Origin of the sequence: Kitasatospora sp. NPDC056800, from assembly GCF_042789775.1 — a bacterium.
Taxonomy (GTDB): Bacteria; Actinomycetota; Actinomycetes; order Streptomycetales; family Streptomycetaceae; genus Kitasatospora.
Genome location: NZ_JBHUAL010000024.1, coordinates 17,978 through 35,573, shown reverse-complemented (window position 1 = coordinate 35,573; position 17,596 = coordinate 17,978). Strand labels below are relative to the sequence as shown.

Sequence of the window (17,596 nt, the reverse complement as noted above, 5' to 3'; positions counted from 1 at the left end):
GCGGGCCGTGCCGCCGGAGCGTCCGGCGGGTGGTCGGGTCAGGCCGTCGGCGGGTGCGGCGGCTGCGGCGGGACGGGCGGAACGGCGGGCGCGGTCGGCGGGACGGACGGCGCCGGGGGGACCGGGGGTACGGGCGGGGCCGGGGGCAGCGGGGCGGCGGCGGAGCCGATCACCGGGAGGTCCGGCAGGGTCGGCTCGTAGTCCTCGTCCTCCTCCGGGGCCGGCCGGGCGGCCGCGCGCGGAGCGATCACCGGCAGGTCGAACGCGGTGGGGGTCTCCTCGGCCGCCTCGAGGGCGGCGGCGGGCGGGTCGATCGGCAGCACGGCGACGGTGATGTTGTCGTGGCCGCCGGCCGCGACCGCGAACTTCACCAGGGTCTGCGCCGTGGCGAGCGGTTCGGTGCGGGCGTCCGGGCGCACGTAGTACGCCAGGTCGGTGGCCGCCTCGGCGTAGTTCCACAGCCCGTCGGTGCAGATCAGCACCACCCCGGGGACGTGCGGGGTGAAGTCGAGGGTGTGCGGCACGACCTCCTCGGCGTCGGCGCCGAGCCAGCCGGTGATCGCGTGCGCGCGGGGGTCGGCGTAGGCCTCGGCCTCACTCATCAGCCCGGCCTCGACCATCCGGGCCGCCCAGGAGTCGTCCTGGGTGAGCCGGAACGGCTCGGCGGCGGCGCGGTCGTCCGGGATCCAGTACGCCCGGGTGTCGCCGACCCACCCGATGGTGACCCGGCCGCCCGCGGCTATCGCGCTGACGAAGGTGCAGGCGGGCGCGTTGAGGTCGGGCCGGGTGGGGCCGGCGCCGTCGGTGGCGAGGCCGGCGACCGCGTCGGCGGCGTCGGCGACGGCCTGGCGCATCGCCGAGTTCGGGTCCCGGCCGGCCTCCAGGGCGGTCAGCAGCGACTCGGAGGCGGCGTCCACGGCGGTCTCCGAGGCCTCGTCCGGGCGGTCGGAGGAGGAGACGCCGTCGCACACCACGGCGACCACGACCGGCTCGCCGCCGGGCAGCGAGGTCGCGGCGACGGTGAAGGAGTCCTCGTTGCGGTGGTGGCGCACGCCGCGGTCGCTGACCCCGGCGACGCCCCCGAGCGCCTTCTCCATGTGGTCGCGCGGGCGCGGCTGGGCGCTGCCGCAGCCCTCGCAGTAGCCGTCCGGGGCGACCTGCGGCTGCCCGCAGTGCACGCAGACCTGCCCGCGCGGCGACGGTACGGCCTCGCCGCGGGCGGCGGCCCAGCTCGTGGGCATCGAGCCGGGGGCCGCCCGGCCGTCCCGGCCGGTCCCGCAGGAGCCGCAGTAGGCGTCCTCCTGGTCCATCGGCTCCGAACAGCTCGGGCACTCGGTCTGCTGCGGCATCTGCTACACCCACGTCCTGGGACGGGCACGGTTGGCCCGTTCCACCATCTCGATCCTGGTCTCCGCCCGGTCGGCCAACCGGGCGAGTACCCGGTAGGACTGTTCCAGGGCGAAGCGCAGTTCCCGCTCCTGTGCGGGACGTCCCAGTACCACCAGGTCGGTGGTGCGCCGGCCGGCGGCCTCCTCGGCGCCGACCCAGCCGAGGGCCGTGTCGAGCACCTCGACGGCGAGCTCCTCGCGGCGGCGGGCGTCCAGCCGCAGCGCGGTCAGCTGGGCGGAGCTCGCGCCGAGGTCGGCGGCCAGGTCGTCGGTGGTCCGGCGCTCGCGCAGCCGGGCCCGGACGGCGGCGATCCGGGCGGCGGTGTAGTGGCTGGAGGTGGCCGGGACGGTCTCCAGGACGCGGACCGCGGCGGTCCGGTCCTCCTCGGCCAGCCGGACCCGGGCCAGCCCGAAGGCGGCGCTCAGGTAGGCGTGGTCGGTGGCCCACACCAGCCGGTAGAACTCGGCCGCGTCGCCGCCGTCGCCGAGCAGCTCGGCGCAGATGGCGAGGGCCAGCTTGGGGGCGGCCTCGCCGGGGAAGGCGTCGTAGACGGCGTCGAAGGCCTCCGCAGCAGCCCGGAGGGCGGTGGAGGAGCCGTCGACGAGGGCGGTCAGCCCGCGATACCAGACCACCCGCCAGTCGTCCGGCTGGTCCCGTTCCAGCTCGGTGAGGCGGTTCACGGCGTCGTCGTGGCGGCCGAGTTCGAGCAGGGCGCGCAGTTCGCGCAGCCGGCTCTCGACCGAGACGGCGGGCGCGGCGGCCAGTGCGGCGAGCGTCTCCTCGGGGTCGGGGGTGACCAGGACGGCGAGGAAGCCCGCGTTCGGGTCGCCGGGGTCGACCCGGGGGACGGGCAGTGCGAGGGCGGCGGCGGCCGGGTCCAGGGGGGCCACCCGGAGCTGCCCGGCCTGTTCGGTGGGCAGGACCAACTCGGTGTCCACGACGCGCAGTTCGGGGCCGAACAGGGTGGAGGGCGCGGGCCGGGGCCGGTCGTCCTGGAGGGCCAGGACCTCCCGCAGCACGCCGGTGAGCTGGTCGGCCATCTCCTCGGCGGAGGCGAAGCGGCGGGCCGGGTCCGGGTCGGTGGCGCGGACCAGGAAGCGGTAGTACGACTCGTACCTGGCGAAGACCTCGACCTGTTCCGGGCCGGGCAGCGAGTCGCGGTAGGTGCCGCTGTAGCCCTGGAAGTCGAAGGTGAGCACCGCGAGGGTGCGGGCCACGGTGTACAGGTCGGAGGCGACGGAGGGGCCGTCGGTGGCGATCTCCGGGGCCTGGTAGCCGATGGTGCCGTAGATCGGGCCGTCGTCGTCGAAGCGGCGGACCGCGCCCATGTCTATGACCTTGAGCGTGTCGCCGCTCTGGATCACGTTGTCGATCTTGAAGTCGCAGTACACCAGGCCCCGGCCGTGCAGGTAGCCCAGGGCCGGCAGCGCCTCCAGCGCGTACGCGATCCCCTGCTCGACGGGCAGCGGTTCGCGCCGGCCGTCCGCGGTGCGGCGCTCGTTGGCGATGTCCTTGAGCGACTTCCCGCCGACGTACTCCATCACGATGTAGCCGTCGGTGGAGCCGGTGCGCAGGTCCGGGTGCTCGGCGAAGTTGATGATCCGGACGATGTTCGGGTGGTCCACCTCGGCCAGGAAGCGCCGCTCGGCGACGGCCGCCGCGAGCGCGTCCTCGTCCCCGGTGTCCAGCAGGCCCTTGAGCACCACCCACTTGTCGTGGACCCGCCGGTCCACCGCCAGGTAGATCCAGCCGAGCCCGCCGTGCGCCAGGCAGCCCACCACCTCGTACTGCCCGCCGACCAGGTCGCCGCGGCGCAGCTTGGGCGTGAACGAGTACGGCGTGCCGCACTTGGTGCAGAAGCCGTCCGGGCGGCCGGGGCGGCCGTTCTTCTCCCGGCCCACCGGGGTCTCGCACTTGGAGCAGAACCGCTTGCGCTCGGGCACCTCGGGGTCGGCCAGCACCGCCTGGGACGGGTCGGCCGCCTCGACGGTCGGCACGGTGACCAGGCCGGCGCCCAGCCGGTTGCGGGTGCCGGCGGTGGAGCCGCCCCGGGTGGAGCGGACCGAGAGGGAGCGGCTGCTGCCGGTGCGGGTCGAGCGGTGCGAGCGGGAGCGGCCGGACATCGAGCGGGCCGAGCCGGTGCGGACCGACAGCGAGCGGCCGGAGCCGTTCCGGCCGGGGCCGGGGGAGACCCGGGCGGAGGGGACGTGGGGCTGGGTGACGCCGGTGTCGCCGCCGGGCGGGGTCAGGCCGCACTCGTCGCAGTAGCCGTCCGGGTCGATGGTGCCGGAGCAGTCGCGCGGGCAGGGCGCGCCGGGGCCGGCGGCCGGTGTCCCCGTGGCCCCTGTCGCCCCCGCGCCCGGTGCCCCCGCCGCTCCGGTCGTCGCGGTGGTCCCGCCCGCCGGGGCGAGCCCGCACTCGTCGCAGTAGCCGTCGGCGTCGATCCTGCCGCTGCCGGAGCACTCCGGCCGTTCGCACGTCCCGCCCATCACCCTCAGCCCCCCTGGACCTGTCCGTCGGCCGGCTCCTGGCCGGCCGCCTCCTGTGCCTGCCCGGCCTCGGTCTGGGCCGGGCGCAGCGACTGCTGGAACCGGGCCACCGCGGCGGCCGCCGCCCGCAGGTCGCAGGGCGCGCTCCACAGCAGCCAGCGCGCCTTCTCGTACCGTTCGATCACTTCCGGGTCCTCGGAGACCCGCAGCCGGGCCGCCATCGCCTTGTAGGCGTCCAGCCGGCCGCGCAGCTCGGCCCGGACGGCCAGCGGCTGGGTCACCTCGGTGAGCGACTGCCGGGCCCGGCCCAGCTCCTTGGCGGCGGCGTCCTCCAGCGTGTCCAGCAGCGGCGCCAGCCGGCCCCACTGCCCGGCCTGGCGCAGGTCCAGGGCCGCGACGATCCGTTCGCGCAGCGCCGAGGCCGGTCCGGGCACCGCCGGGACGTCGCTGGACGCTATCTTCGCCAGCACCTCGCCGCGCGCCCGGCGGGCCTCGGCCAGGGTGGCGTCGGCCCGCTGGAGGAGGTCGCCGACGCCCTGGAGGCGCTCCTCGGCCTCGTCGCGCAGCCGCAGCAGGTCCTCCAGCTCCAGCCGGACGCCGTCCAGCGCCCGCCCGGCCCGGTCGAACCGCTCGGTGTCGACCACCCCGGCGGGGCCGGCGAAGGCCGAGCCCTCCGGGACGGTGCCGCGCTGGGCTGGCACCCGGGCCGGGCGCCACAGCGCCAGCGGGTCCCCGTGGACCTCGGCGCGCAGCCCGGTGAGGTCCTGCTCGATCCCGGCCAGGTCGTCGCCCAGCGGGTGGCTCCCGGTGCGCACGCCGAGCGAGGCGGCGAGGGTGCGCACCCGCTGGAGCTCGGCCAGCAGCAGGTCGATCCGGGCGGGCAGCGCCGACCAGACCGCGTCGGCGGCGCTGACCACCTCCAGCACGGTGGCGTACCAGGAGTTCATCCGCACCATCAGCGCGTCCAGGCTGATCCGCTCGACCAGCCTGGCCGGCGCGCCGAGCACCTGCGGGCCGTCCGGCACCACCCCGCCGGGGACGGTCACCGCGTCGCCGGTCAGCAGTTCGCTCAGCTCGGCCAGTTCGGGCGCGCCGGGCTTGGCCTTGCGGGCCCGGACGGCGCGCGCCGAGGCCAGCGCCTCGGAGTAGCGGTCGAACAGCGCCCAGAGCAGGGGCAGGCCCTTGCCGGCGACGGACCAGCGCTCCAGGGTGCGTCCGGACAGCTCGGCGCCGTCCAGCAGCCGCAGGCCCGAGTGGTCCTGGAGGGCGAGCAGCGCCGACTCGACCGCGTCCCGCTCCGCGCCGAGGCGGGCGAGCGCGCGGTCGACCTCCTCCCGGTTCAGTACCGGGCCAGCCGATGCCGCCACCGCGGTGTCCTTCCTTCCTCGCGTGCGATCCCGACGTGCCTGACGTTCCTGACGTGCCTGACGTGCTGGACGTACCGGACGTGCGGTCCCACGACAACCCCCGTGTCCACCACCGGTCTCCCCGTGGTGATCGTCCCGAACCCTAGCCGGTGGCCGTTCGGGCGGAGCGGGCGCGGGGCGTCAAGGCACCGTCAACGCCCCGCTGACGGCCCGCGCGCTACCTCCTCCGCGCCGTCCCCCGCGTCGCCCCCGGACCGGCCCGGGGTGGACCCCGGGGCGGCCCCGACTCCGGCTCAGCGGGTGCCCGGCCAGTAGCGGTCGGCCTCGTTGAGCATGTACGGCTTGAGCCAGTGCTCGTACGAACGGGCCCAGTCGCCGCGCGCGTAGTAGTCGGCCAGGACCTGGTTGACGCGGGCGGTCAGGTCGGTGCTGTCCTTCAGCATGGCGACGCCGACCACCTCCGGCTGGGCCTCGCCGTCCACGATCCGCACGGTCTGGTCCTGCGCGGCCTGACCGGCCGCCAGGCCGTTGTCGGTCATGGTCGCGTCGACCTTGCCGAGCTGCATCAGGACCAGGCAGTCCAGCTGGTTCTCCACCGTGACGACCTGCCGGGCGGTCTTCTTCTCCGTGACCACGGTCAGCGCGGTGGAGCCGGCGGCGGCGCAGACCCGCTGGTCCTTGACGGCGTCGTCGATGTTCTTCGCCGGCGAGGCCGTCGGCACCAGGACGCGCTGGGTGATGTTGAAGTACGGCTTGGAGAAGGCGACGTCCTCCATCCGCTTGCAGTTGATCGTCATGGTGCGGACGATCAGGTCGACCCGGCCCTTCTTGATGGCGTCGATCCGGTCGGCCGTGGCCACCGGCTTGAGCACCACCTTCTCCGGGTCGCCCATGACGGCCGCGCCGATCGCCCGGGCGAGGTCGATGTCGAAGCCCTCGATCTGGCCGGTGTTCGGGTTGCGGGCGCCCCAGCGGTAGCTGTTCTGGTCCACGCCGATCACCAGGCTGCGCCTGGCCTTGATGGCCTTCACGGCCGGGCCGTCGTCGGTGCTCGGCGGCACGCTCTTCGTGACGTCGCAGCCGTCGGCCTGCTCCTGCTGGTCCTGCTTCGTCCGGTGCACGGCCGCCGGCGCGGCGCCGACCGGGCCGCCCCCGGCGAGCACGGCCGCGCCGGCCGCCAGCAGGGCCACCGCGACGGCGGGCCTGGTCCTCCTCCCGGAACCGCCGGAACCTCTGAAGCTCCTGAAACCCCTGGTGCGCATCGGTCGCTCTCCCCCTTGCCCGTTACCGGTACTCGGCCAGTCGCCGGCCCAGGCCGCGCAGCGCGGCGGCCGCGGCCACCAGGCCGAGCAGCGCGGCGGCGACGGCGGCGGTGCGCAGGTCCCCGCCGGTGCCCTCGGCGGCCTGCTTGAAGCGGTCCTGCTCGATGTCGGCGGCCTGGGCGAGCGCCTTGTCGGTGGCGTTGAAGGAGGCGTCGGCTGTGGCCGCGTCGCCCTTGGCCGTCACGGTGGCCTCCAGTGCGCCCTGGTAGTCGGCCTCGAACACCTCCCGCTTCCGGGCCTCGTCGTGCCGTTTGCGCCACTCGTCGAACTGCTTGGCGGCCTCCCGGACGCTCGGCTGGGCGGCCGAGGGGGCCAGGCGGAGGGCCTCCGGCAGCGAGCCGGCGGACCGGTCCGCCGGGACGTCGGTGGTTCCGGCGAGGTCTCCGACGGCCTTCGTCCACTGGTCGGCGTACTTGGTGGTCGAGCCGCGGGCGACGAAGTGGAGGTTCTCCGCCAGCCGGGCGGTCAGCACGTCCGCCCGGGCGGTGTTGAGCGCCTTCAGCGGGGCCGCGCCCTCGTGGACGCTCCGCTTGAGCGCCGCGCTGGTGGTCAGACCGGTGACGGCCAGCCACAGCCCGCCGGCCAGGACGGCGGCGGTGGCGCCCAGCAGCCCGATGTTGAACACCCGGTTGGTGCGGCGGAACAGCGTGAGCTGCACCCAGGCCAGCGCGGCCAGGGTGACCAGCGCCAGGCCGTACGCCCCCCACGGCACCGCCTTGGCCTCGGCGTAGTCGTCGGCCAGCTCCTGGTTCTCGGCCGCGGCCAGTTCGGCGGCGGCCGGCAGCAGCACGGTCTGCATCTGCTCGGAGGCGTACCGCAGGTAGGCGCCGCCGAGCGGGATGCCCTGCCGGTTGTCGGCCCGCGCGGTCTCCACCAGGCCGGCGTAGGCGGGGAGTTGCTGGTTCAGCCGGGAGAGCGAGCCCTGGGCGGGCGAGGTCGCGGTGGTCCGGGCGGCGGCCTGGGCGATCAGCTTGGCGGCGGTGGCGATGTCCTGCTCGTAGCGGGTGCGGACCGCGTCGGGCTCGGCGCCGGCCAGCAGGAAGCCGCTCGCCGCGGTGGTGGCGGCGTCGGCCAGGCTGCGGTGGATCTCGGCGGCGTCCCGGCTGAGCGGCTGGCTGTACGAGACCACCCGGTCGGCGGCCTGCGCCCTGGTCTCCAGCTGCCAGGCGGTGAGCCCGCCGAAGGCGACGGTGAGCACCGCGAGCACCACGCCGGCCAGTCGCAGCCGCCCTGGGGGTGTGCGGGTGGCCTGTGCGAGCCGGGCGCGCACGCCGGTGGCGACGGCCGCCGGAGGGCGCTTCTCGGGCGCCCCACCGGGTCTGGCCGCCGGGGGCGCCCCGCCGGACTTCGCGAGCGGGGCCGATCCGGGGACGGCCGGTGCCCCCGGTGCGGCCGCCGCCACCGGCACGGCCGTCGCCACCGCGGCGCCCGGCGCCCCCGGCAGCTGGTTCGGCCGTGCCGGGAACGCGGCGCCGGACGCGCCGTTGCCTACTGGTGTTGCCACCCGCCTCATCCTCCCCTGGGGCCGGGCCCGTCCCCGGGGCCCGACCGATGGCAGCAGTATGGCCGTGACTCCCCCCGACCACACCTGACTTGCGCCGATCTTGAGCATGTCGTGCACGTCCCCCGGACGGCCCGCAGCACCGTCGCGGCCGGTGCCGTTGGTGCGGCCCGTACGCTCCGTACGGCCCGTACGGTTCGTGCCGCTCCCGTCGGTCGTCTCCTGCCGGTCGTCCCGAGAGGTGGCGAACCGTCCGACGCGGGCCGCACCCTACGCGGTTCCCCCGGCCGGGCGGAGCGCGGGGGTCCGGTTGCGGGCGGGCTTTCCCGGGTGCGGCGACCCCTCGCTCCGTACGATGGAGGTATGCGCCTGCTTGGAACGATCTCGCCCGACCGTCCGCTGCTCGTCGTCGCCGTGCGCGAGGAGGCCGCCCACCTGGACGACCGCCTGCCCGTGCTGCTCACCGGGATAGGGAAGGTCAACGCCGCCGTCGCGCTGGCCACCGTCCTCGCGCAGGGCGAGAAGCCGTCCGAGGTGATCAACCTCGGTACGGCCGGCGCGCTGCGCCCCGGCTGGGAGGGCACCCACCACGTGGTCCAGGTGATCCAGCACGACCTCGACACCGCCGCCCTGCACGCGCTCACCGGGCGTGAGTACGGGGCCCCGCTGGTGATCGGCAAGGGCGACGGCCCGGTGCTGGCCACCGGCGACCTCTTCGTCTCCGACACGGACGCCCGCGACCGGCTCGCCGAGCACGCCGACCTGGTGGACATGGAGGGCTACGCCGTCGCCACCGTCGCCCACCGCGCCGGGCTGCCGGTGCGGCTGGTCAAGCACGTCAGCGACCAGGCCGGGGACGGTGCGGAGCACAGCTGGAAGGAGGCGGTGGACGACTGCGCCCGGAAGCTGGCCGACTGGGTGGTCGCGCAGGGCTGGTGACGTCGCCTCAGGGGCTGGTCAGGGTGGCGCGGTGACCGGGGGGAACGCAGGGCCGACCGGGCTTGACCGGGGAGGGCGCGGCCGCCCTCCCCGCCCCGCCTCCCGGGTCAGCCGTTCCGGAAGTCGGTGAGGTCCAGGCCCGCCAGCCGCTCCGGGTCGGTGAGCACGTCGATCGCGACGATCGCGCCGTCCACCACGGTGAACGCCATGACCGACAGCGGCCGGCCGTTGTCGCCGATGACCACCGCGCCCGCGGTGCCGTTGACCAGCGCCGGGCGGGCGAACGGGGACAGCGTGCCCCACAGGACGGCCTGGCCGGCCACCGTGCCGGCGCCCGAGAGCACCACGGTGTGCCGGGCCAGCAGCGCGCCGCCGTCCGAGCGAAGCACCACGTCCGGGTCGAGCACGGCGAGCAGCGCGTCCAGGTCGCCGTGGCGGGCGGCGGCGAAGAACGCGTCCACGGCCGCCCGCTGCCGGCCGAGGTCCGGGTCGGGCACGGGCGCCTGCCCCTGCACCTTGCGGCGGGCCCGGCTGGCCAGCTGGCGGGTGGCGGCGGCGGTCTTCTCGATCAGCGGGGCGATCTCCTCGAACGGCACCGCGAACAGGTCGTGCAGCACGAAGGCGACCCGCTCGGCCGGTGACAGCGATTCCATCACCACCATCAGCGCCAGCCCGACCGAGTCCGCGAGCATCACCTCCTGCTCCGGGTCCACCACGCCCTCGCGCCGCAGCAGCGGGTCCGGGACGCGCGGCGGGCCCGGCTCGCCGCCCGGCCCGGCGGGCTCCAGCGGCTCCTCGCGGCGCTGGGCGCGGGTGCGCAGCAGGTTCAGGCAGACCCGGGAGACCACCGTGGTCAGCCAGCCGCCGAGGTTGTCCACCCCGGCGGTGTCGGTGCGGTCGTAGCGGAGCCAGGCCTCCTGGAGGGCGTCCTCGGCCTCGCTGATCGAGCCGAGCATCCGGTACGCGACCGCGCGCAGGTGCGGGCGGTGCTCCTCGAAGAGCGCGGTCCGGGAGGATTCCCCGTCCACCTTCTCGTCCACGTGTCACATTCCTTCGTCGCCGGGGGTCAGGGCAGCAGGAGTCACCCAACAACGGCCGCGGCGGGGAGATCAACTCCCCTCCCGGGACGAATCGGAGACGGTCATGACGAAGAACACGGTGCTGGTCACCGGAGGTACCGGGACCCTGGGCCGGCAGGTGGTCCCGCTGCTGCGCGCGGCCGGGCTGCCGGTGCGGGTGCTCAGCCGGCGGGAGCGCCCGGACGCCGACGGCGTCGCGTACGTGCGCGGCGACCTGCTCGGCGACCCGGCGACGGCGGCCGCCCGGCTGGACGGGGCGCTGGCGGGCGTGGACACCGTGCTGCACCTGGCGGGCGGCCCCAAGGGCGACGACGTCGCCACCCGGCTGCTGGTCGCCGCCGCCCGGCGGGCCGGGGTGCGGCACCTGGTGTACATCTCGGTGATCGGCGCGGACCGGTTGCCGCTCGGCTACTTCCGGGCCAAGCACGCCGCCGAGCGGGCGGTGGCCGAATCGGGCCTGCCGTACACGGTCCTGCGGGCCGCGCAGTTCCACGACCTGGCGTTCACGGTGGCGGAGAAGACGGCCCGGCTGCCGCTCGTCCCGGCCCCCGGCGGGGTCCGCTGGCAGCCCGTGGACGTGCGGGAAGTCGCCGCCCGGCTGGTGGAGTTGGCGCTGGGCGAGCCGGCCGGGGCGGTGCCCGACCTGGCCGGTCCGACGGTGTACGCGATGGAGGAGCTGACCCGCGGCTACCTCGCGGCGCGCGGCCGCAGCCGCCGGCGGCTGCCGCTCCGGGTGCCGGGCAAGGTCGGGCGGGCGTACCGGGCGGGGGAGAACCTGGCCCCGGCGGGCGCCGACCACGGGCGGCGGACCTGGGAGGAGTACCTGGCGGAGCGGCTGGCGGCCTGACGGCTGCCCCGTCGTGGTCCGTGGGGTGGCCGCCGTGCCCCTCCTCGACGCCGTCCGCGCCGACTCCGCCGCCGCGCTCGGGCTCAGCGGCCCCCCGGCCGCCGTGCTCGGGCCCGACGTCCCCCGGCCTTCGGGGCCCTGGCGCGGCTGCGGGAGCTCGCGCTGGGCCCCGGGGCGTCGTACGTGCTGCTCAATGCCGAGGAGGGCAACGCCTACGAGCCGCTGTTCAGGCCCGGGCGGCTCCGGTGACGTCCTCGGTGGTCACCACCTTGGCGAAGCGCATCGCGTGCAGGGTGGCGGCCGTGGCGCGGGCGAGGTCGGCGGCCGGGATGGTGGTGCCGTCCGGGCCGGCCATGTCGAAGGAGTGCATGGCGTCGGTGGGGAAGATCGCGTCGTAGCCGAGGTTGCCGGCCATCCGGGCGGTGGTCTCGCAGCACACGTTGGTGATGATCCCGGTGACCACCACCTGCCGGGCGCCGCGCTCCTGCAGCCAGGCGTGCAGGTCGGGGGTGCCGTAGAAGGCGCTGTTGACGGTCTTGGTGACGTGCAGCGCCGGGGTGAGCCCGGCGACGAAGTCCTTCAGGTCGTGCCCCGGGGTGCCCCCGGCCAGCGGCGTGCCCGGGCCGTCGTGCTGCACGGTGACGATCGGGCGGTCGGTGTCCTGCCAGGCGGTGATCAGCTCGGCCATCCGCTGCTCGGCCTGCGGGTTGTCGCGGGGGCCGAAGGCGGGGGCCTCGAAGCCCTTCTGGACGTCGATGAGCAGCAGGACGGCGTCGGGGTCGAGGGCGAGGGGGGCGTCGAAGGCGTCGAGGTTCGTCATGCCGTCCATGGTGGTCGGCGGTACCGGGGAGGCGTGATGGGCGGAGATGCCGACCATCGATAGATTCCTGCCATGCGTACGGTGGGTTGCCTGATCTTCGACGGTGTCCGGGCCTTCGACTACGCCGTGATCGGCGAGGTGTGGGCGAACCGGGCCATCCGGCCCGGCCAGCCCCTCTTCGACCTGCGGGTCTGCGGGCCGGAGGGCGCCCGGGTGCGGCTGGGCGGCGGGCTGGAGCGGCTCCCCGACCACGCCCTGGGCGCGCTCACCGACTGCGACCTGGTGGTGGTGCCGGGCGTCGAGGACCCGGGGGCCCGGCATACCCCGGAGGTCCTGGGCGCCCTGCGGGCCGTCGCCGCGGCGGGCGTCCCGATCGCCTCGCTCTGCGCGGGCGCCTTCGTCCTCGCCGAGGCCGGCCTGCTGGACGGCCGCGAGGCCACCACCCACTGGGCGCTCGCCCCCGAACTCGCCCGCCGCTTCCCGGCGGTGACGGTCCGGCCCGAGGTGCTCTTCACCGGCGGCGACGGCCTGTGGACCTCGGCCGGCGTCGCGGCGGGCATCGACCTCTGCCTGCACCTCGTCCGCACCGCCCACGGCCAGCGGGCCGCCGCCACCATCGCCCGCGCCATGGTCACCGCGCCCTTCCGGGCGGGCGGCCAGAACCAGTTCCTGCCCTCCCCGGTCCCGGACGCCGCCGTCGGCGACGACCCGCTGGCCCGCCTCCGCGCCGAGGTCCTGGCCTCCCTCGACACCCCCTGGACGGTGCGCCGGATGGCCGCCGCCGCCCTGATGTCCGAACGCACCTTCGCCCGCCGCTTCACCGCCACCACCGGCACCACCCCGATGCGCTGGCTCCTCGACCAGCGCGTCCTCACCGCCCAGCGCCTCCTGGAGGAGACCGACCTGCCCGTCGACACCGTCGCCACCCACTGCGGCTTCGCCTCCGCGGTCTCCCTGCGGCCGGTCTTCGTGGACCGGGTCGGCGTCGCACCCCGCGAGTACCGCCGGGCCTTTCGCGGCCGCGAGGACGGCTGAGCGGTTCGGACCGGCTGAACCGGTGGACGTCATCAGGGAGTTGATGGAGAGGCGGTGGCGGGGCGGCGGGGGCCCGTTGCTGCGGAGAGGGCGAAGACCAGCAGGCCGAGGGCCGTCATGGCGGCGCCGGCGAGGTTGGTGAGGGGGAGGGCGGTGCCGGGGTGGGGGCCGCCGTGTTCGATGACGGCGGCGCCGAGCAGGGAGCCGAGGGTGATGCCCACGCCGAAGGCGGCGGTGTTGGCGGTGCCGACCAGGGCGGAGTCGCGGCCCGCGACCCGCAGGACGTAGGCCTGGGTCGGGGTGAGCAGGCCGAAGCCGCAGAAGCCGAGCAGGAAGAGGGTGGCCACGGCGGCGCCCTTGTGGTGGACGGTGGCGGTGAAGAGGGCGAGGGTGAGGGCGAGGGCCGCGAACAGGGCCGCCGTCGTCGGGACGAGGGCGCGGTCGGCGGCCCGGCCGGCCAGCCAGTTGCCCGCGACCAGCCCGGCGCCGTAGACGGCCAGCAGCCAGACCACGTCGCCCGTCCCGAAGCCGGTGACCGCGGTCAGCATCGGCTGGACGAAGGTGAAGGAGGCGAACAGCCCGCCGAAGCCGACGGCCGTCGCGGCGAGGGCCAGCCAGAGGCGGAGGCCTGCGAAGACGGCCAGTTCGGCGCGGAGCGAGGGCGCGGCGGAGGCGGGGGCGTCGGCGGGGGCGGTGTCCGTACGGGGGAGGAGCCGCAGCAGGCCGAGCAGTCCCGCCGCGCCGAACACGGCGACCAGCACGAACGCCCCGCGCCAGCCCCAGGCCTGCCCGGCCAGGGTGCCGATCGGCAGGCCGAGCACGTTGGCCAGGCTCAGCCCGGTGAACACCAGGGCGATCGCGGCTCCCCGCCGGGCCGTCGGGACGAGCCGGGAGGCCACGACGGAGGCGACGCCGAAGAAGGCGGTGTGGGTGCACCCGGTGAGGAAGCGGGTGGCCAGGAGCAGGCCGAAGGTCGGCGCGAGCGCCGAGGCGAGGTTGCCCGCCGTGAACAGCAGCATCAGCAGGACGAGCAGGCGCCGGCGGGGCATCCGCAGGGTGAGCAGGGCGAGCGCAGGACCGCAGGCCTGGCCGACGGCGTAGGCGGTGGTGACCAGCCCGGCGCGGGCGACGGTGACGTCGAAGTCGGTGGCGAGGGCGGTCAGCAGGCCGTTCGTGACGAACTCGGTGGTGCCGATGGCGAAGGCGCTGAGGGCGAGCGCGAGCAGGGCGGAGGGCATGGCGGTGGAGGGTCCTTGGCTGGGGCGGGGCCGGGGCGCGGCCGGACGGGGCCATGCTCCGGCGCCCCGCGCGCCCCCGGCCAGCCACCTGTCGTTCCTACTCCTCGGAGGGTCACCCGCGGCGCTGGCCTGCGGAAACCTTCCGCCGTAGCCTCGGTGGGCATGGGAGCCAACAGCGAGCTGGGCGAGTTCCTGCGCCTGTGCCGCGCCGCCGTCACCCCGGCCGAGCTGGACCTGCGCGTGCCGGCCGAGCACCGGAGGGTGGCCGGGCTGCGCCGGGAGGAGCTGGCCGGGCTGGCGGGCATCAGCGTCGCCTACTACACCCGGCTGGAGCAGGGGCGCAGCACCAACGCCTCGGACCAGGTGCTCGACGCGATCGCCCGCGTCCTGCGCCTGGACGCCACCCAGCGCACCCACCTGGGCGACCTCGCCCGCCGCCCGCCCCGGGCCGTACGGAGCCGCCCTCCGGCCGAGCAGCCGGACCCGCGCTCGGCGCACCTCCTCGCCTCGCTGGACCACGTGCCCGCCCTGCTGCTCGGCCGCCGCAACGACGTGCTCGCCTGGAACCGCCTCGGCCACGCGCTGCTCGCCGGACACCTCCCGTACGGGGCGCCGGATGATCCGGCCACCCGGCCGTCGATGAGCCGGCTGCTGTTCCTGGACCCGCGCACCCGCGCGCTCGAACGGGACTGGGAGCACTACGCCCGGACCCACGTCGGCTACCTGCGGCTGGTCGCCGGGCGGTACGGGGAGGACCGCGAGCTGGCCCGGCTGATCGGCGAACTCAGCATGAAGAGCCCGGAGTTCGCCGCCTGGTGGGCGGGCGGGAACGTGCGGGAGTGCACCTTCGGCAGCAGGACGCTGGACCATCCGGCGGTCGGGCCGCTGGAGGTGACGTACCAGGTGTGGCTCCAACCCGACCGGCCGGACCACCGGTTGGAGGTCTACACCCCCGGCCCGGACCCGGCCGCCGCGGCGGCGCTCGACGCGCTGGCGCGGTCGCGGCAGCCGTAGCGGGGGAGCGGGGGGGAAGCCGACGGGGTGGCGGCCCTCAGCGCCGCCACCCCGTTGGCTTCTCGGCACGGGGCCCGTGGCGTGTTGAGCCAAACCCCACCTTGGGGTGAAGCCGGGTGGGGATTCCCGTGGGGACCGGTGCCGGTTCGGTGTGCGGCCGCCGCCACGGCCGCCACCCGGCGGCCGCGCACGGCGCGGTCCGGCGGGTGCGGTCCGGCGGGTGCGGGCCTTCAGGCCGTGGCGGCCGCGCGCAGCCGCTTCTTGTCCGGCTTGCCGACGGGCGTCAGCGGGATCTCGTCCACGAGGTGCAGCACCTCGGGGGCGAAGATCCGCCCCTTGCGATCGGTGACGAACGCGCGGAGGGTGTCCAGGTCGGGCCGCTGCCCCGGGGCGGGGACGACGGCGACGTGGACGTGCTCCGCCTCCTGGTCGTCGCGGACGCCGAAGACGGCGCAGCGGGCGACCGCCGGGTGGGTGAGCAGGAGGTCCTCCACCTCGGAGGGGTAGACGTGGCCGCCGACCACGATGATCAGGTCCTTGACCCGGTCGGAGAGGTAGAGGTAGCCGTCCTCGTCGAAGTAGCCGACGTCCCCGGTGTTCAGCCAGCCGTCCCGGAGCACCGCGGCGGTGAGGTCGGGCCGCTTCCAGTACCCGGCCATGACGGCGTCGGAGCGCAGGTGGATCCCGCCCTGTTCGCCGGTCGGCAGGTCGGTGCCGTCGTCGGAGCGGATCGCCACCTCGACGCCCGGGACGGGCCGGCCGACCGGGACCTGGCCGCCGGGGCCGATCCGGTCGTGCTCCTGCGGGGTGAGGAAGGAGATCAGCTGGGCCTCCGACATCCCGTAGAGGCCCACCAGGACCGGCCCGAAGACCTTGAGCGCCTCGCGGATCCGGGTCGGCGAGGCGGCGCTGCCCCCGTAGGAGAGGTACCGCAGGCTGGACAGGTCGGTGCGGCCGATCGCCGGGTGGTCGAGCAGCTGGTGGAGCAGCGGCGGCAGCACCCAGAGGTCGGTGATGTGCTCGCGCTCGATGGCGGCCAGGACCGCGCCGGGCTCGAAGGAGCGCTGGAGGACCACCGTGCCGCCGTGCTGGAGGGTCAGGTCGGCGAAGATGCCGGCCAGGTGGGCGAGCGGGGTGGCGGCGAGGAGGCGGGGCGCGCCGGCGGCGGGGTCGCTGCCGATCGGGGCGTCGAAGATGCGGCGGTACGGTCCGTGCAGGCTGAGGATGCCCTTGGGGATGCCGGTGGTGCCGCCGGTGTGGCGGATGCTGAGGTCGTCCTCCGGCCCGACCCGGACGTCCGGGGGTTCGGCGGGGCGGTGGGCGGAGGCGGCGATGACGTCCTCGCCGAGGGCGGCGGGGTCGCCGCCGGGCCCGGGGCCGAGGGTGAGGACGGTCAGCACGTCGATCAGCGGGAGCAACTCGGCTGCCTCGGCGTACCGTTCGGCGTCCACGAGCAGCACGGTGGTGTCGACGCTCGCCGTGATCTCGGCCAGGACCGGGGTGCTCATGCCGTCGTACAGGTTCACCACCCGGGCCCCCGCGAGGCCCGCCGCGTACCGGGCGCTCAGGGCCTCGGGGGTGTTGCCGGTCAGCAGGGTCACGGTGGTGCCGCGGGCGGCGCCCCGGGCGATCAGCTCGTGGGCGAGGCGGTAGCCGGCGGCGGCGAAGTCGCCGGCGGTGATCTCGGCGCCGTCGGTGGTGACGACGGCCTGCCGGTCGGGATCGGAGGCGAGGGACTGGAGGATCAGAGCGGGACCGCTGACGAACTCCGCGTCGGGCATGGCTACTTCTTCCTTGTAGTTTGCAACCATGTCCACAGGCTAACCCCAACCTCCGCCCCTGGTCCGGGAACTGCCGAGGAGGGCCGAATGTGATCGTCCGTCACCCGGACAGGGGAATGATCGCGGGCGCGCGCCTGTTTCGGGGCGCACACCCGTTCCGGCGCACGCCCGTTGCGGGGCCCGCGTGGTCAGAACGCCGCCGGGGGCCGGAGGGCGAGGTCGGTGGCGGTGTCCCAGTGCTCGGTCGCGGCGGTGACGATCGCGTAGCCGGGCTGGGAGGGGAGCCGGGAGATCAGGGCGCTGCGGCAGCCGTGGCTGCGGTGGACCTCGACGGGGACGGGGACGCCGTGGAGCCGGACCTCGCCGGGGGTGGGCGGGCCGTCCGGCGGGGCGAGGTGGATGCGGGGGTCGAGGCGGTCCGAATTCGCCAGGAAGGTGGAGAGTTGGGACTGCGGGGTGGTGAGGGAGCCCACCCGGTGGCCGGACGGGACGGGGCGCGAGGTCTGGACGACGGCCACGAGTTCGCCGTCCAGGTGGTAGTTGAGGTCGAGGTGGCAGAGGTAGCCGTCGGAGGACAGCCGCCCCAGCAGGAAGCGCCACCCGCGCGGGGCGTCGCGGAGCACGGCGATCTGCTCGCCCCACTCCTCGGCGGTCTCGCGGTGCGTCGGTATGCGGATGCCGTGCGGGCGGGTGTCGCGGAACAAGGGCTCCCCCAACGGGCTGGTGGTGACCGGGCGTCGGCACGATGATCGCGCCGCGAGGGGCACCGCGGGAG

General features: G+C 75.7%; 14 protein-coding genes. 4 read left to right on the top strand and 10 right to left on the bottom strand.

The window, feature by feature from the left end; translation table 11 throughout:
• Positions 1 to 38: 38 nt before the first annotated feature.
• From ACFRQN_RS08405 to ACFRQN_RS08385, 5 genes are all read right to left on the bottom strand, one after another.
• On the bottom strand, positions 39 to 1,349 hold the full coding sequence (locus ACFRQN_RS08405; protein WP_117489804.1) for a PP2C family serine/threonine-protein phosphatase: 1,311 nt from the start codon (positions 1,347 to 1,349) through the stop codon (positions 39 to 41).
• A 3-nt stretch (positions 1,350 to 1,352) separates the two neighbouring features.
• Positions 1,353 to 3,878, bottom strand: a complete 2,526-nt coding sequence (locus ACFRQN_RS08400; RefSeq protein WP_380739227.1) for a tetratricopeptide repeat protein — start codon at positions 3,876 to 3,878, stop codon at positions 1,353 to 1,355.
• A gap of 5 nt (positions 3,879 to 3,883) precedes the next feature.
• Complete coding sequence (locus ACFRQN_RS08395) at positions 3,884 to 5,245, bottom strand: hypothetical protein (protein WP_234348701.1); 1,362 nt, start codon at positions 5,243 to 5,245, stop codon at positions 3,884 to 3,886.
• Positions 5,246 to 5,538: 293 nt separating this feature from the next.
• Positions 5,539 to 6,507, bottom strand: a complete 969-nt coding sequence (locus ACFRQN_RS08390; RefSeq protein ID WP_079272766.1) for a glutamate ABC transporter substrate-binding protein — start codon at positions 6,505 to 6,507, stop codon at positions 5,539 to 5,541.
• A 22-nt stretch (positions 6,508 to 6,529) separates the two neighbouring features.
• A complete protein-coding gene (locus ACFRQN_RS08385) occupies positions 6,530 to 8,071 on the bottom strand; it encodes a hypothetical protein (protein WP_241853154.1) in 1,542 nt (513 codons plus the stop codon).
• A 360-nt stretch (positions 8,072 to 8,431) separates the two neighbouring features.
• Between ACFRQN_RS08385 and ACFRQN_RS08380 the strand changes: the two genes are divergently transcribed.
• Complete coding sequence (locus tag ACFRQN_RS08380) at positions 8,432 to 9,007, top strand: nucleosidase (RefSeq protein ID WP_049649370.1); 576 nt, start codon at positions 8,432 to 8,434, stop codon at positions 9,005 to 9,007.
• A 107-nt stretch (positions 9,008 to 9,114) separates the two neighbouring features.
• Here ACFRQN_RS08380 and ACFRQN_RS08375 read toward each other — a convergent pair whose 3' ends face one another.
• Entirely contained in the window at positions 9,115 to 10,047 is a 933-nt protein-coding gene (locus ACFRQN_RS08375) for a sigma-70 family RNA polymerase sigma factor (RefSeq protein ID WP_380739225.1), read from the bottom strand.
• Between the two features lie 103 nt (positions 10,048 to 10,150).
• Between ACFRQN_RS08375 and ACFRQN_RS08370 the strand changes: the two genes are divergently transcribed.
• Positions 10,151 to 10,933 (top strand): SDR family oxidoreductase, encoded by a 783-nt coding sequence (locus tag ACFRQN_RS08370; RefSeq protein ID WP_375873176.1) that lies wholly within the window; start codon positions 10,151 to 10,153, stop codon positions 10,931 to 10,933.
• Between the two features lie 226 nt (positions 10,934 to 11,159).
• Here ACFRQN_RS08370 and ACFRQN_RS08365 read toward each other — a convergent pair whose 3' ends face one another.
• The gene (locus tag ACFRQN_RS08365; protein ID WP_310593173.1) at positions 11,160 to 11,810 is read right to left on the bottom strand and encodes a cysteine hydrolase family protein; all 651 of its coding nucleotides are present in this window, start codon (positions 11,808 to 11,810) and stop codon (positions 11,160 to 11,162) included.
• Between the two features lie 15 nt (positions 11,811 to 11,825).
• Between ACFRQN_RS08365 and ACFRQN_RS08360 the strand changes: the two genes are divergently transcribed.
• Entirely contained in the window at positions 11,826 to 12,788 is a 963-nt protein-coding gene (locus ACFRQN_RS08360) for a GlxA family transcriptional regulator (RefSeq protein ID WP_380739222.1), read from the top strand.
• 32 nt (positions 12,789 to 12,820) lie between these two features.
• Here ACFRQN_RS08360 and ACFRQN_RS08355 read toward each other — a convergent pair whose 3' ends face one another.
• Positions 12,821 to 14,026, bottom strand: a complete 1,206-nt coding sequence (locus ACFRQN_RS08355; RefSeq protein WP_380739220.1) for an MFS transporter — start codon at positions 14,024 to 14,026, stop codon at positions 12,821 to 12,823.
• Positions 14,027 to 14,188: 162 nt separating this feature from the next.
• On the opposite strand from ACFRQN_RS08355, the gene ACFRQN_RS08350 reads away from it, so the two are divergent.
• A complete protein-coding gene (locus ACFRQN_RS08350; RefSeq protein WP_380739218.1) occupies positions 14,189 to 15,040 on the top strand; it encodes a helix-turn-helix domain-containing protein in 852 nt (283 codons plus the stop codon).
• Positions 15,041 to 15,270: 230 nt separating this feature from the next.
• Here the strand turns inward: ACFRQN_RS08350 and ACFRQN_RS08345 are convergent, their stop codons facing one another.
• A complete protein-coding gene (locus ACFRQN_RS08345; RefSeq protein WP_380739216.1) occupies positions 15,271 to 16,821 on the bottom strand; it encodes an AMP-binding protein in 1,551 nt (516 codons plus the stop codon).
• A gap of 188 nt (positions 16,822 to 17,009) precedes the next feature.
• On the bottom strand, positions 17,010 to 17,537 hold the full coding sequence (locus ACFRQN_RS08340) for a hypothetical protein (RefSeq protein ID WP_380739214.1): 528 nt from the start codon (positions 17,535 to 17,537) through the stop codon (positions 17,010 to 17,012).
• Positions 17,538 to 17,596: the final 59 nt, after the last annotated feature.